Source organism: Staphylococcus sp. HMSC034G07 (assembly GCF_001835975.1).
Lineage (GTDB): Bacteria > Bacillota > Bacilli > Staphylococcales > Staphylococcaceae > Staphylococcus > Staphylococcus ureilyticus.
The window spans coordinates 251,395-265,368 of sequence record NZ_KV826608.1; the positions used below are offsets into that span (position 1 = coordinate 251,395).

The 13,974-nt window shown below is 31.2% G+C and carries 14 protein-coding genes; 5 read left to right on the forward strand and 9 right to left on the reverse strand.

Features of this window, described 5'->3' with window-relative positions:
- Window positions 1–51 precede the first annotated feature (51 nt).
- The 7 genes from ltaS to HMPREF2586_RS07330 form a co-directional block, all read right to left on the reverse strand.
- On the reverse strand, window positions 52–1,992 hold the full coding sequence (gene ltaS / locus HMPREF2586_RS07305) for a polyglycerol-phosphate lipoteichoic acid synthase LtaS (protein ID WP_046207394.1): 1,941 nt from the start codon (window positions 1,990–1,992) through the stop codon (window positions 52–54).
- 1,082 nt (window positions 1,993–3,074) lie between these two features.
- Window positions 3,075–4,079: a 5-oxoprolinase subunit C family protein gene (locus HMPREF2586_RS07310; protein WP_046207393.1), complete on the reverse strand. Its 1,005-nt coding sequence runs from the start codon at window positions 4,077–4,079 to the stop codon at window positions 3,075–3,077.
- The gene (locus HMPREF2586_RS07315; protein WP_046207392.1) at window positions 4,067–4,774 is read right to left on the reverse strand and encodes a 5-oxoprolinase subunit B family protein; all 708 of its coding nucleotides are present in this window, start codon (window positions 4,772–4,774) and stop codon (window positions 4,067–4,069) included. The genes HMPREF2586_RS07310 and HMPREF2586_RS07315 overlap by 13 nt, the downstream gene beginning before the upstream one ends.
- Before the next feature lie 22 nt (window positions 4,775–4,796).
- A complete protein-coding gene (locus HMPREF2586_RS12640) occupies window positions 4,797–5,000 on the reverse strand; it encodes a hypothetical protein (protein ID WP_071562148.1) in 204 nt (67 codons plus the stop codon).
- A gap of 197 nt (window positions 5,001–5,197) precedes the next feature.
- Window positions 5,198–5,806, reverse strand: coding sequence for an aminotransferase class IV (locus HMPREF2586_RS07320; protein ID WP_046207391.1), 609 nt, complete (start codon window positions 5,804–5,806; stop codon window positions 5,198–5,200).
- Window positions 5,806–6,945: a chorismate-binding protein gene (locus tag HMPREF2586_RS07325; RefSeq protein ID WP_070657642.1), complete on the reverse strand. Its 1,140-nt coding sequence runs from the start codon at window positions 6,943–6,945 to the stop codon at window positions 5,806–5,808. Before HMPREF2586_RS07325 ends, HMPREF2586_RS07320 begins: the two co-directional genes overlap by 1 nt.
- Window positions 6,929–7,522 carry an anthranilate synthase component II gene (locus HMPREF2586_RS07330; RefSeq protein ID WP_070657638.1) on the reverse strand — a complete coding sequence of 198 codons (594 nt, stop codon included), beginning with the start codon at window positions 7,520–7,522 and terminating at the stop codon, window positions 6,929–6,931. Before HMPREF2586_RS07330 ends, HMPREF2586_RS07325 begins: the two co-directional genes overlap by 17 nt.
- Before the next feature lie 250 nt (window positions 7,523–7,772).
- On the opposite strand from HMPREF2586_RS07330, the gene queC reads away from it, so the two are divergent.
- The 5 genes from queC to HMPREF2586_RS07355 all read left to right on the forward strand — a co-directional run bounded on the left by queC (window position 7,773) and on the right by HMPREF2586_RS07355 (window position 10,733).
- On the forward strand, window positions 7,773–8,444 hold the full coding sequence (gene queC, locus HMPREF2586_RS07335; protein WP_046207388.1) for a 7-cyano-7-deazaguanine synthase QueC: 672 nt from the start codon (window positions 7,773–7,775) through the stop codon (window positions 8,442–8,444).
- A 1-nt stretch (window position 8,445) separates the two neighbouring features.
- Window positions 8,446–8,871 (forward strand): 6-carboxytetrahydropterin synthase QueD, encoded by a 426-nt coding sequence (gene queD, locus HMPREF2586_RS07340; protein ID WP_070039052.1) that lies wholly within the window; start codon window positions 8,446–8,448, stop codon window positions 8,869–8,871.
- On the forward strand, window positions 8,864–9,580 hold the full coding sequence (queE, locus tag HMPREF2586_RS07345; RefSeq protein ID WP_046207386.1) for a 7-carboxy-7-deazaguanine synthase QueE: 717 nt from the start codon (window positions 8,864–8,866) through the stop codon (window positions 9,578–9,580). Before queD ends, queE begins: the two co-directional genes overlap by 8 nt.
- A gap of 242 nt (window positions 9,581–9,822) precedes the next feature.
- Window positions 9,823–10,419: a hypothetical protein gene (locus HMPREF2586_RS07350; protein WP_070812703.1), complete on the forward strand. Its 597-nt coding sequence runs from the start codon at window positions 9,823–9,825 to the stop codon at window positions 10,417–10,419.
- Window positions 10,420–10,478: 59 nt separating this feature from the next.
- Window positions 10,479–10,733: a GlsB/YeaQ/YmgE family stress response membrane protein gene (locus HMPREF2586_RS07355; protein WP_046207384.1), complete on the forward strand. Its 255-nt coding sequence runs from the start codon at window positions 10,479–10,481 to the stop codon at window positions 10,731–10,733.
- 539 nt (window positions 10,734–11,272) lie between these two features.
- Here HMPREF2586_RS07355 and HMPREF2586_RS07360 read toward each other — a convergent pair.
- Window positions 11,273–12,373 (reverse strand): glycosyltransferase family 2 protein, encoded by a 1,101-nt coding sequence (locus HMPREF2586_RS07360; protein WP_046207383.1) that lies wholly within the window; start codon window positions 12,371–12,373, stop codon window positions 11,273–11,275.
- 524 nt (window positions 12,374–12,897) lie between these two features.
- Entirely contained in the window at window positions 12,898–13,737 is an 840-nt protein-coding gene (locus HMPREF2586_RS07365; RefSeq protein ID WP_046207382.1) for an aldo/keto reductase, read from the reverse strand.
- Window positions 13,738–13,974 lie beyond the last annotated feature (237 nt).

The window sequence follows — 13,974 nt, forward strand, 5'->3', positions numbered from 1 at the left end:
ATAAAAAAGCCCTAATCCATTTTAAATAATGGATTAGGGCTAAAGTATTAATTATTTTTTCTCTTGTCCTTGTGGACCTGTTTCATATTTATAGTTTGATGGTTTCACTTTATCAAAGTCAGGGTTATCATAAAATCTCAATAAATCACCGTTTAGGACGTCATCACTCATTTGCAAGTCTTTTTCAGCTTGTTGTTTGCGTTTATCAAAATCGCTTGGTTTTTCTGTAACTGGCTCATTATTTTTATTATCATATATTCTACCATTTACATATTTGTAATCTTTCGTTACAAAGTCACCATTTCTAAACGGTACTGTGTCATTATGATCTTTTGACAATAAGTCTGTACCCATCATGAGATAATTTTTAGTATCAATACCCATTAAATGTAGTAATGTTGGCATTACATCTGCTTGTCCAGCATAAGTTTTATCAACAGTACCTTCTTTACCAGGTATTTTCAACCAGAAGCCTGTTCGGTTTAAATCTGTAAACTTAGCTGGTGTAATGTCTTCACCTAATAATTTTTCCATCGCTTTATTATGGTTTTCAGAAATACCATAATGGTCACCATAAATCATAATAACGGAATCATCATAGATACCTTTTTTCTTCAATTCATTTACAAACTGTTCTAACGATTCGTCTAAATATCTCGCTGTCTGAACATAACCGTCAACTGTTGAATCACCAGTATTTGGTTTATCAATTGATGCATCTTCTGGAGATAATGTAAACGGATAATGGTTTGTTAGCGTTATTAAGTGACTATAGAAAGGTTCTTTTTCCTTCGCTAAATAATCAGCTGATTCATCAAAGAATTCTTTATCTTTCAGACCTAAGTTCTCTTGGTTTTCTTCTGACATATCAAAATATGTTGCATCATAAAACTTATCTACACCAAAATGTTTGTATACTTGGTCACGGTTCCAGAAAGTTTTATAATCACCGTGCATTACGCTAGATGTGTATCCTTGTTGTTGATGCATAATAGCTGGCAATGATTGGTACGTGTTATCCCCTTTAAGTGAGAATGCCGAACCTTGCGGTAAACCATATAAACTGTTATCCATAGTGAATTCTGAGTCTGAAGTTTTACCTTGTCCTGTCTGGTGGAAGAAGTTCGGATAATATCTAAAATCTTCATTACCAGAAGAAAGTTTATTTAAGAATGGTGTAACTTCTTCGCCATTTACTTTTTTGTTTATCAAGAAAGTTTGGAAACTTTCTAAGTGTATTTTAATCACATTTTTTTTCTTTGCTGCACCGAAATATTCTGGGTTTGGTTGTGTTTGTTTTTGTTTCGTATAATTTAAAACTTTTGTCAAATCATCTTCATTTGCTAATGCTTTTTGTTGATTATTTTGAATCGTTTTTACACCATCATAAACTGTGAAGTTATATGGACCTAAGTATTTCACTAAATATTTATGATCGAATGTACGCGTTAATAATTCTGGACGATCAGATTCTGCAAAAGCTAGGTTTAAGAAGAATAATGCAACAGACGCTGCCATGATTACTGGAACAAACTTCTTGCTAAACACACGCTTATCTAACCATTTTTGTTTGAAGATTAATACAAATAAATAAATGATTGTATCGATAAAGTAAACAAAGTCATACCATTTAAATGAAGCTGATACAGCGCCACCCATTGATTCAACATTTCCTACTTGATTTAATGTACTAAAAGTCAAGAAATCAGAGAAGAATCTGAAATATACAACATTTGCGTATAATAAGAAGGTTAAAATAAAACCTCCTATAAAGATAAACCAAAATGCTTTCTTACCTTTGAAGAATAAGAAAATACTCAATACTAATGCAATTAAGCTATATGGATTCATTAATAAAATTAAATTTTGAACTAACCCTTTAACACCTAAAGAAAAGTCAACATAGTATGAAAAATACGTTTTAGCAGTAACTGTTATAACAGTTAAAATAAAAAACGCAAAAAGAGTTAGTTTCTTTTTGTGTAGACTCATGTCTGTTCCCCCGATATAAATTAATAAAAGTTTGTGCTAATACCTAGCTAGATTAAATGCTTTGTACCCGTTGTTAGCGCGTAAGTGATAATTTCTACCAACATCTTTATCGTTATTTGCGAAAGTTAAAATTTAAGTTAAAAAACACGGTAACTCCTGTATTTTCTTTTAAAACACATCTTTTTTTCTTATGTCACTAATTTATTTTTATAAAGTAGCAATTTTTTATTTTCAATGAATTTTATTAGTTCTTTTGTGAAAAATTATATTTGTTGTAATGTAAATTATGTTAATGCGTTTTGTTATGTTTTACATCGTTTTTACACTGCGTTCACTCTGTAATATCATTGTAATAAAACGATTATAGTTCAATTAATAAATATAAAGCAATTCTTGACTAATATCAAGTAAAAACACACTTTTTTTAATTTAAAAAGCTGATTTAACCGTTTTATGAAGGTATCATTAACCTATTATGAATACGCGATTAAAATAAGGTTAAAATTTAAATTTCCTTTATAATTATACTTGTTCTATTTTATAAATTAATCAGGCCTTGGACCTATTTAAATAAAGGTTAAATTATACAGAATGACTTAAGTAATTACTAAATCTTATCATATCCGACATTCATGCTGTTGATAATAAATACGAAAGACCAAAAGTAAATCTACGAAATAATTGCTATAGCTGAACGCTTTTCGAATAATCATTGACCATGTATTGTATACATTAATTTAGAACTATATTTTACTTAAGTATTTGTCGAAAGCAACAGACATATTATAAAAATCATCCAACATAAAAAAGCAGCTTGAGATATAAATCTATAGAAACTCAAGTAATAACTCAATGAGCTAACTATAAATAAAACAATATTGAAAAAGACAATTTCTATAATATTTCAATAGAAATTGCCTTTTTTTACTCGTCCAAGACACTTTTATTTGTTCTAAGATTCTTTAGCTCAAAAGCGTCTTAATATAATAATGTTTTATAGATTAACTGATTATTAATTTTAAATGCTAATGCTCGTAACATTTTGCTATACACACATACACTTCATTCTCTAATCGTGTACATTATTTTAACATTTCTAATTGCATTCTATACTCGATACCATGAAACAATTGGTTTAACCAATTAGTATATTTTATTAAGTTCTTTTCGGCAGTTTCAACATCTATAAATTGAAATTTCAATTTAGTACCAGGATGTTTTTGACCTAACTTAGTTAAATGATAACTGGCAATTGTCCCTATTTGTGGATAGCTCCCTAACGTGTAATGATCATTTAACAAAATAATTGGCGTACCATCTCTCTTAACTTGAATTGTTCCTATTTGTACAGATTGATGTGCGGGCATATCTTCATAAAATGCTTTAACAGGTTGGCCTTCGACATACATACCTACCCTATTCGCTTTACTTGTCACTTTATATTCCCCGTAAGTAAAACGATTTAAAGCATTTTGATTAAAATCTTCTGTTCCTTTATTTTTAATGACATGAAATACATCTGACATATAATTAAAAGAAAGCGCATAGCCATCTATGCCCCAGTCAGTCTGATGTGTATGTTCAAGATTTTCAAAAAGTTTATGGTGACGTTCTGTATAATCACGTTTCATATTGATTTCGTCACCTTTTTCTAGTTTGCGCCCATGAAAACCACCAAGTTTAGACATAAAATCAGTTGAAGTAGAACCCAACCATTCATCTAGCTCGAATCCTCCACCAACGGCTAAATAGACTCTTGATGTCCGTGAAGTTTCTGTAAACTCGAGTACATCACCTTTTTCCATTAAATAAAGTTTATTGGGTAAAACTTTTAAATTAGCAGTTTTAGCTTTAAAACTGCCACCACTTAATGCAATTAAAGTAGGTTCAGTAAAACGAATACTTGCCATTCTATTGGTCATTTCTAAAGTAGCTTCATGTTTATCGTTGGCTACTAATCGATTTGCAATTTCATGTGATAATGGATCTAAAGCACCACTAGGGATTACACCATTGTGCTCATAACCGATACGCCCAAAATCTTGAAAACTTGAGAACAATCCTTCATTTTCTATTATGATTGACATGGTTTAAATCCTCCTAAATCCAATGCATCCTCTGACACAGCTTGAAATTGCACATTATCCCCTAATTTTAAAGTTGTAAAATCTGTTTGATGTGGATTAAATAATTCTACTGGTGTGTAGCCTATCACTAGCCAATCACCATAAGTATCAATTGTAGTAATGCCAGTTTTCTTACCTTCTATAATCACTGATCCTGCAGGAATAAATGCTTTTTTGCCACCTGTGTGATTGACAAATAAGCGTTTATCCATCCCTGTTAAATACGGAAATCCTGGAGAATAGCCCATCATTGATACGAAAAAATTCGAATTTGTATGTAATTTTACAAATTTGTCGAAATCCATTTTATAATATTTTAGCAAGGATGCTAAATCTGGTCCAAAGTCTCCACCATATACTACAGGTATTTGAATGGGTGAGGGTGTTTCTTCTACATGTTTTATCTCTAATTGAACAGATTGCAAAAGTGCTTTCATATATAAAAAAGGTGATTTTATATTGTGATGTTTAATCATATCTCTAGCATCATAACAAATCATCATATCCGACTCTGTTGGTACAATTTCTGTAATAAAAGGATAATTTTTATTAATAAGATATGTTTTTAATGCGAGTAAATCATCAGTTAAATCTTTGGAAACTTCCTTTTCTATAGAAACCACAATTGCTTGGTCACCTTGACTATATATCTTCATAAATTCACCTCATCTATTGTGTCTATCGATAAAATACATTTAATATTTGTATTAAGTAGCGTATTAATTCTTTAACTAAACCATAGATAAATATAAATTGAATAGCACATGAAATAGTGATGACTAACTTAGTAATATAATATTTATGGTGATTCATTAAATAGGTTACATACCATTTTGTAAGGCCGATTAGCGTAATAATTAATAAAATCCAAATCCATATCATTATTTTGCCTCGCTTGCTGACATTAGATTTTTAAGACGCATATAACTTTGTTTAACTTACTTCATAACTTACAGTTAAACTATATCTATGTGTAGCATATTTGATACATTCAATTATGGATATCAAACACTATCGCAATAACGTTTTATCACAATTATTAGAATTAAAATTTATATTTTTCTTATACTTTCTATATTCTATAGATTTATTGCAACATCGGCAACCTCTCTTAAACTATTTATCAGAAAAACTTGAATTTGATTTTGCCTTAACTTTTGCTTAAATGTTGCCAAACTATAATCTTTTTCTATTAATTCACCTTCATCTATTAATTCTTGTCTCTTACATCCTTTTAAAAAATCATCATTAAATACTGGCGTATAATAATGATCTCCTTCTTTGATCATAATATTTCCAATATCAAATTCTAATATTTTTCCTGATTCGTCATAAAGTAAAATGAGGTCAGTTTCATGATTATGTGCTAAATGATCTCTATTTGTCGTTTTATTCGTAAGTATGCGTTTATCTTGAATTTGGGTTAATGGTACAATTTTTGCTGTAAAGCTATCTTTTTGAGGTAATTCAGCAACTTCATATTTAAAAATGCCATTGGGATATAAAATAATTTTCACTCTATACGTCCCTGTAAAATAATGGTTTTTAATTTCAGAAATCGTTTCATGCCATTGATCATCATCGAATGTCATTTGAAATTGATTTGCTGAATGTTTTATCCTGTCAAAATGATATCTCAACCTTAAAAATTTGCCTGAGTCTAATCGTAATGTTTCAAATAACTGCATTATAATCTCTCCAAAATTTTAGTCTTATCGATGAATTCTTGCACTTCAGATTCTGGGTTGGAATCAATGGTAATACCTGCACCAACCCCGTATACAGCTTTCCCATTAATATATTGAATCGTACGAATAGGTACATTGAAAATAGCTTTCCCATCAGGTAACAATAAACCAATAGTTCCGCAATAGCCATTTCTTGGTGTTTGCTCTAATTGTTTAATATATTTCATTGTGTTTACTTTCGGCGCGCCGGTAATTGAACCACAAGGGAAAATAGCTTCTAATACTTGCGCTAAACTCACATGGTTTGCTAACTGCCCAGTAACCATAGATGTCATTTGATACACCGTTTGATACCTTTCAATATGAAACGGTTGATATACTTTAACTGTGCCAGTGTTGGCTACTCTACTTATATCATTCCGTAATAAATCAACAATCATGACATTTTCTGCTCTATCTTTGGTAGAGTTTCTAAGTTTTTCAAAATGTGCCTTATCTTCTAATTCTGTTTCTCCTCTGGCTATTGTTCCTTTCATCGGCTTACTTAATACAATATTGGATTGATTTTTAAATGGGCCAAATTGAAAAAATAGCTCTGGGGATAATGATGCTATTTGAACTTCTTTTGTATCAATCAGAGCAGAATAATGACCATGATTTCCGCCCTGAAGTACATGATAAAGTTCAGAAATCGGCCCTTTTACGTCATCACTCAATCTGGTTGTATAATTAACTTGGTATGTATTACCTTCTACAATCGCTTTTTGCACTTGTTTAATATGATCAATCATGCGCGCATGTCTATATTGAAATTTAAAATTATATTTACGCTGATATGCCAAAGCTTGTTCATTTAAGTCATCGTGTACTGATTCAAATACATATGCAGCAGCATACACAAATATACCTTTAGGCGTTATCGTTACTAACTGATTATTAAAATAACTTGCCGCTTCATATGGTAAGTATAACGCCACATATTTACCTTTACTTTGATGTAATTCAGCAAATCGAATGACTTCTCCAACGTCCTGCATTTGATATGCTATTTTTTTACTCAAACATTCTTTAAATAGATATTGATACGTTTCGGTTTGTGTTTCATTTATATAATATTGGTAATTAAATTTTACTTGCATGATGCGCCTCCACACTTTCAATAAATAATTTAATTTGTTCGATACCATATTCACTCAAAAACGATTCAGGATGATATTGGACACCATAAATAGCATATTTTCGGTGCTCACAGGCCATAATTATTCCTTTATCATTGGTTGCTGTGACATTTAGCTCAACAGGAAATGTATGTATGTCTGCCATTAATGAATGATAACGCATTACATTAAATGATTTTGGTAAATCTTTGAAAATACCTTTGCCCGTGTGGGTAATTGAAGTTGTATGGCCATGGATAGGCTTATGATTCTTTACAATACGTCCCCCAAAATAAGTAATAATTTGTTGGAATCCCAAGCATACCCCTAAAATTGGTACATTATTCATAAATTGTGTGATGACTTCATTTAAAATCGGATAATCTGACGGCGTTCCTGGTCCTGGCGATATGATAATCGCCAATGGTTTCATATTGATGAGCTTGTCTATATCAATCTCATCCACATCAACCACTTTGATTGTCCCTGTATAACATTGTTTGAGATAGTCCACGATATTATACGTAAATGAGTCTTTATTATCGATTACAAGTAACATTGAATCACCTCATTTGTAGTTATATATTATTCTAATATAGTTATTATCCCAAATCTCAACTTGATTTTACAGCTTAAATGTATTATTCTAGTCACGGTATAAATGTAACAGAGGTTTCTAGCTGACACCCTCTATAAAAAACTAGACACTTGAACGACGTCTATCTTTTTATAGAGATAGGCGTTTTTTTATGGCGTCATCAGTTTTATATGGCAAAGCTAGCACGATATTTTAAGGAGTGTAAACTATAATGACACAACAGCCATTAAACAATAATAAAGCCATCGTAGTATTTAGCGGTGGCCAAGATAGTACAACCTGTTTATTTTGGGCAAAAAAACATTTTGATGAAGTTGTCTTAGTAACTTTTGAATATGGACAAAGACACGATACAGAAATTCAGGTTGCAAAACAAATCGCTCAAGAACAAGCAGTCGAGCACCATATACTTGACATGTCCCTATTATCTCAACTCACTCCTAACGCATTGACACAACATGATATGGATATAAATGAAGGAGATAGTGGTATGCCAAACACGTTTGTGCCTGCACGTAACTTGCTGTTCTTATCTTTTGCTGGCGCCCTAGCATATCAGACAAATACTAAACATATTATCACGGGTGTATGTGAAACAGACTTTTCTGGCTACCCTGATTGTCGAGATAGCTTTATTAAGTCAATGAACGTTACACTTTCCCTCTCTATGGATAAAGATTTCGTTATTCACACGCCGTTAATGTGGCTGGATAAAAAACAAACGTGGGCTTTAAGCGATGAACTCGGTGTATTAGAATACGTTCGAAAGCGGACGTTAACTTGTTATAACGGGATTATTGGCGAAGGATGTGGCGAATGTCCTGCCTGTAAACTACGCGCACGCGGTCTTAATGCTTATCTAGAAGAAAAAGGAGCGAATTAATATGTTCCAACAAAATTACCCTAGTGTTAACCACAATTACCAATTTGAACTTAATAAGGATTTTAATTTTTCAGCCGCACATTATATTCCAAGTGAAGACGCTGGAAAATGCATGCGTACGCATGGACATACTTACTTTGTCAACTTAACAATCGGTGGAGATACCGTAGACCATAATGGGTTTTTAGTGAATTTTAGTGAATTGAAACAACTCGTACACGGTCAATTTGACCATCAATTATTAAATGAGTTACCTCAATTTGAGGGTAAAAGTCCTTCAACTGAAATTGTGGCACAAACAATATATGAGATGGTTCAGTCTTCATTAAACCAAAGGCCAAACACACCACAATGCTTGCAAGTTTACGTCAGAGAAACACCAACAAGTTATGTCATATATCGACCAAAGGAGCCAAACCATGAGTAAAATACCTGTGCTTGAAATTTTTGGTCCAACGATACAAGGTGAAGGTCGTGTCATCGGCCGCAAAACCATGTTTGTACGTACAGCCGGATGTGATTACCGTTGCAGTTGGTGTGACTCTAGTTTTACATGGGATGGCAGTGCAAAAGAAGAAATACGCATGATGGATGCTACAGAAATTTATGCGCAATTATATGACATTGCAGGTGAATCATTTAATCACGTAACAATTTCAGGAGGCAATCCAGCTTTAATAAAAGGCATTCAAACATTAGTCGATTTATTCGAAGACAAAGGCATACAAAGCGCCCTAGAAACACAAGGCAGTAAATTCCAACCATGGATGACACAAATTGATGATTTAACAATTAGTCCAAAACCACCTAGCTCAATGATGAAACCAAATTTACCTATTTTAGATGATGTTATTGCTAAATGTAAGCCAGAAACACTCAATCTTAAAGTAGTTATTTTCAATGATGAGGACTTTGAATTTGCCAAAATGATTCATCATAGATATCCTAACGTGCCATTTTATTTACAAGTTGGGAATCCATACCTAGACGGAGAATATGTTGAATCTCACACAGAAAAGTTACTTTCATTATATGAAACCCTTGTGAATCGTGTCATGGATAGTAGCGATATGAATAATGTATATGTATTACCTCAATTACATACTTTACTTTGGAGTAATAAAAAAGGTGTTTAAATTGAGTCAATGAACCGGTTCGTTGTATAATGCTCTTTGTCTATACAATAAACCGGTTTTTACTTTGTACATAAAACATAGCAATGATTGTCACTGTAAATATAATTATTTAAAATAATAACAATTTTACAATATGTCAGATAATGACTTATAATTTTTTAAAACATCAACTGTTATTAAATGATTAAATCTAACTTAATTGATATAATGTTGCAGTGAAGTATCTAGGTTAGGAGAGCAACATGCTAATAAATATAATCATAAATATAGCTACGGTAGCAATCATACTCGGTATTGATTTATATCGTCAGAATTTCAAACAACTTAAGTTTAGCTCTATACTTTTATCAATAACCATTAATAGTATCATTAATTTAGTCCTTGTTGGTAAATACGATTACATAACATTTTATACTTGCACCCATTTAATTATTTGGACATTGTTGCAATTGTATCTCAATAAAAAAACAAAAACATATGTCATAACTGATCAAAAATTTATTGGTTTTATTTTAACGATTATCATGAGTACATCTTTAATCCTTTCATACGATACAAGTAAAGATTCTTACTATATGTCCATTCCATATTTAGCTCCAGCTATTTTTCTCATAGGTGCAACTTTATTGTTCTATAGTACATTCCAAACACATGAAAAAGAACAAATTAAAATCTTGAATCGTATTCGCAAACCAGTAGTGATTGGCCAAATTATTATTGTATTATCTTTTACAATCATGCCTTTATTAACACCTTATTGGTATGCCTTTATAATTGTACATTTATTATTCTTACTTTTTTTATTATGGCAGAATATATTTTTTTCAAAAAATGATTAGCAAATTATATTTTGTGGTATGTAATAATTGATTATGATATTTAAAAAGGAGGTATACTTATGTTTGGATTTATTATTATGTTAATTGTCGGCGGTTTAATCGGCTGGATTGCTGGTGGTATCGTCGGTAAAGATATCCCTGGAGGTATTTTAGGAAATATCATTGCTGGTATCGTAGGTTCTGCACTAGGTTCATGGATATTAGGTGATTGGGGTTGGCATTTAGGCGGTATCGCTATCTTCCCTGCACTAATTGGAACAATTATTCTTGTTGCCCTTGCATCATTTATATTGGGAAAATTACGTAAAAAATAAATGGTTTGTTAATTTTTTAGTTTTAAAAGAAATTCCTGAAACTTAATGTCATAGTTTCTATATCGTCAGAAGATGACTAAATAGCGAAAGCACTCAGGAATACTAAAATCTCAACCAAAAATAAGCGTCAATTTCTATTGAGATACTTTAGAAATTGACGTTTTTTGTTTTTTAAAGTGTTATTATCATGAGGGTTTATGATCTATCTTTTTTAAAATGTCATTCGTATCATCTTTAGTTGTTATTTTAACTTTGTGTGTACGGGCTCAACAATAACCTAAAATCTAAAACAACCTTTATAAAACTAAACATTACTTCTGTATCAAAATTTCTTTGACTATAACATTTTTATTTTTGCTTTTAAGAGTATTTAACTAATTTGGCTCTTATACAATTTTGTAATGTGATAATGCTTTAGATTGATATGCCGAAAGACACAGGCTCAAATCACCTCCTCGGACAACTATGCACAATTAAACTCAATTTTTTAATAAACGAAACCCCCAGACTACGCTTTTAGCATAACCTGAGGGCAGTGATTATCTATGTTTAACAAGTGTTTTATTCTTTTCAGTTTTAACCTTATGAGATGGTACATAAAAATGTTCTTCTCTATTTATACTGTTTTTATTTTGTTCTTTCTCTTCTTCTGGATATTCAGACATTTCTAATTCAGAGTCCAACCCTTTCGTTTTGTCTACCTGCTTTAAATTAGATACTTGAACAATATATTTTGGTCGCTGTTTTACTTCATAATATATCCTACCGATATATTCGCCTACAATACCGATTGAAATCAGTTGGATGCCTCCAAGTAATAAAATAGCTGCAATTGTTGAAAAGTACCCTGGTGTTTTCACACCATTAATCATAATATTTCCAAAACTAAATATAATATAAAGTAGACTCACAAAAAATACAATCAGTCCTAAATAAATCATAGCGCGTAATGGTTTATTATTAAATGAGATCAAGCCATCTATACCATAGTTCAATAATTTACCAAATGACCATTTCGATGTACCTTCTTCTCTTTCAACATTTTCATAAGTAAAAACTTTAGTATTATAGCCAATCCATTCATATAACCCTTTTGAAAAACGATTATATTCATTTAACGATGTTAATGAGTGTAACGCGCGTTGACTAAGCAATCTAAAATCTCCAACACCGTCTTCTAGTTTAATATCCTCGACAAAATGATTAATCACTTTGTAATAGCATTGCGTTAAAAATTTTCTTGAACGTTTTTCACCTGTTCTATCTCGTTTTGCGACGACTTGATCATAGCCATCCAAATAACTATCTATCATCTGTGGTATAAGCTCTGGCGGGTGCTGTAAATCAGCATCAATCATCACAACAGCATCACATTCCACACTGTGTTGGAAACCGGCAATCATTGCTGATTCCTTACCAAAATTCCTACTAAATGAAATATATTTTACATGTTCATCCTGTGCTGCCATTTCTTGAATATAATTAATCGTTTTATCTTGACTACCATCATCTACAAATAGCAAATCATAGTTATAGTGACGGTTAAGACTATCTTCATCTAATATTTCAGTTAACTTGTGATATGTTTTTAATATTACTTCACCTTCGTTATAACATGGCACTATAACTCTTATATGCATAATAAACACCTTCATTTCAATTACTTCAATTTTACTTTACCAATATTTACAGTTATTTCGCCATTCTTTTCATTTAGGTTTACACAATTTTTATATTTCCTTAATAATCAATTATAAAACTTACACTCTTTTAAAAATTTTGAAATAGATAATACCAATAATTCGTGTCATTAAGAAACACTAAAATTTAGTTTTTAAATTTTTATGATAATGTAGAGCATATATACATATAAATATTGTTCAATATCTTTTTTGTAAAAAGTTGTAACATTGTCCATTTAGTTTATCAACTATTTGTCAGAAAAGGAAATAAAACATATATTCGTAAAATTAAAAAAGTAGGATAGAGAAACAAGTGTCATGAACACCATGCTCTATCCTACGTTATTTAAAATATTTAACGTTCACCTTTTTTGAAGAAACTACTAAAAAATAAGCCTTGATTTTGCAACTACTTCTCCATTTTCAGCTATTTTTCGCTTCAAATTTTTATAAACAAAGCTAAATTTTGCTATTTTAGATCATTACTTTAAATCGCCTATACGCACTTTATCAGGATCTTTACCTTGGCGCGCATCTCGATTTAGATTATCAATCTCAGCAATATCCGTTAATTCTAAACTAAAATCAAAAATATCATAATTTTCTTTAATACGTTTAGGTGTTTTAGACTTTGGTATAATTAAACGGTTATGTGCTAAATGCCAACGCAACACGATTTGTGCAGGTGTTTTACTATAACGTTCGGCAATATCAACAATGATAGGATGTTCAAGTAAACCTTGGTTTCTCATGAGTGGCATCCAAGCTGTCACTGCAATATCATGCTTATCACAAAAATCTTGTAGCTCATGCTGATTGAAATAAGGGTGTACCTCCACTTGGTTCACAGCAGGCGTAATTTCTGTCTCTGCCATCAATTTTTCTAAATGATGTTGTTTAAAGTTACATACCCCAATGGCACGGATTCGACCATCTCTATATAATTTTTCCATCGCTTTATACGTTTCAATAAAAAGTCCATCTTCCTCACATGGCCAATGTATTAAAAATAAATCTAGATAATCAGTACCTAAATTCTCTATAGATTTTGTAAAAAATTCAATTGTTTTATCATATCCTTGATAATCATTCCATATCTTTGATGTAATAAATAATTCAGAACGTGGTACATCAGATTTTTTTAAAGCATTGCCTAATGCAATTTCATTTTTATAAAAGTAAGCTGTATCAAAAGCACGGTAACCAATATCTAAAGCGCTAGATACAGCATTTTCCATTTCCTCATCAGTGATTTTATACACACCTAAACCAACTTTTGGCATAGGATAACCATTATTTAAATAATATGTATCTTCTAACATACACTTATCCTCCTCATTTTTAATATCAATATATTTTCAATTTTACATAAAAACACGTTATGCATTTAGCTTTTCTATAAAGATAATTATAAAAAAACTGGAACATTCAATGATGTCCCAGTTTTTGCAATACCTACTTATATTTTATCATACAAGTAATATGCGAGTGGTGCAAAACATATGTTGATATCTTGTCAGCAAATGATGATTACTATGCTAAAAATTTCAACATTGCTA

Bases quoted from the DNA above. Each gene is read 5' to 3' on its own strand.
- ltaS (WP_046207394.1), bottom strand. From the start codon at position 1,992: ATGAGTCTACACAAAAAGAAACTAACTCTTTTTGCGTTTTTTATTTTA.
- HMPREF2586_RS07310 (WP_046207393.1), bottom strand. From the start codon at position 4,079: ATGTCAATCATAATAGAAAATGAAGGATTGTTCTCAAGTTTTCAAGAT.
- HMPREF2586_RS07315 (WP_046207392.1), bottom strand. From the start codon at position 4,774: ATGAAGATATATAGTCAAGGTGACCAAGCAATTGTGGTTTCTATAGAA.
- HMPREF2586_RS12640 (WP_071562148.1), bottom strand. From the start codon at position 5,000: ATGATATGGATTTGGATTTTATTAATTATTACGCTAATCGGCCTTACA.
- HMPREF2586_RS07320 (WP_046207391.1), bottom strand. From the start codon at position 5,806: ATGCAGTTATTTGAAACATTACGATTAGACTCAGGCAAATTTTTAAGG.
- HMPREF2586_RS07325 (WP_070657642.1), bottom strand. From the start codon at position 6,945: ATGCAAGTAAAATTTAATTACCAATATTATATAAATGAAACACAAACC.
- HMPREF2586_RS07330 (WP_070657638.1), bottom strand. From the start codon at position 7,522: ATGTTACTTGTAATCGATAATAAAGACTCATTTACGTATAATATCGTG.
- queC (WP_046207388.1), top strand. From the start codon at position 7,773: ATGACACAACAGCCATTAAACAATAATAAAGCCATCGTAGTATTTAGC.
- queD (WP_070039052.1), top strand. From the start codon at position 8,446: ATGTTCCAACAAAATTACCCTAGTGTTAACCACAATTACCAATTTGAA.
- queE (WP_046207386.1), top strand. From the start codon at position 8,864: ATGAGTAAAATACCTGTGCTTGAAATTTTTGGTCCAACGATACAAGGT.
- HMPREF2586_RS07350 (WP_070812703.1), top strand. From the start codon at position 9,823: ATGCTAATAAATATAATCATAAATATAGCTACGGTAGCAATCATACTC.
- HMPREF2586_RS07355 (WP_046207384.1), top strand. From the start codon at position 10,479: ATGTTTGGATTTATTATTATGTTAATTGTCGGCGGTTTAATCGGCTGG.
- HMPREF2586_RS07360 (WP_046207383.1), bottom strand. From the start codon at position 12,373: ATGCATATAAGAGTTATAGTGCCATGTTATAACGAAGGTGAAGTAATA.
- HMPREF2586_RS07365 (WP_046207382.1), bottom strand. From the start codon at position 13,737: ATGTTAGAAGATACATATTATTTAAATAATGGTTATCCTATGCCAAAA.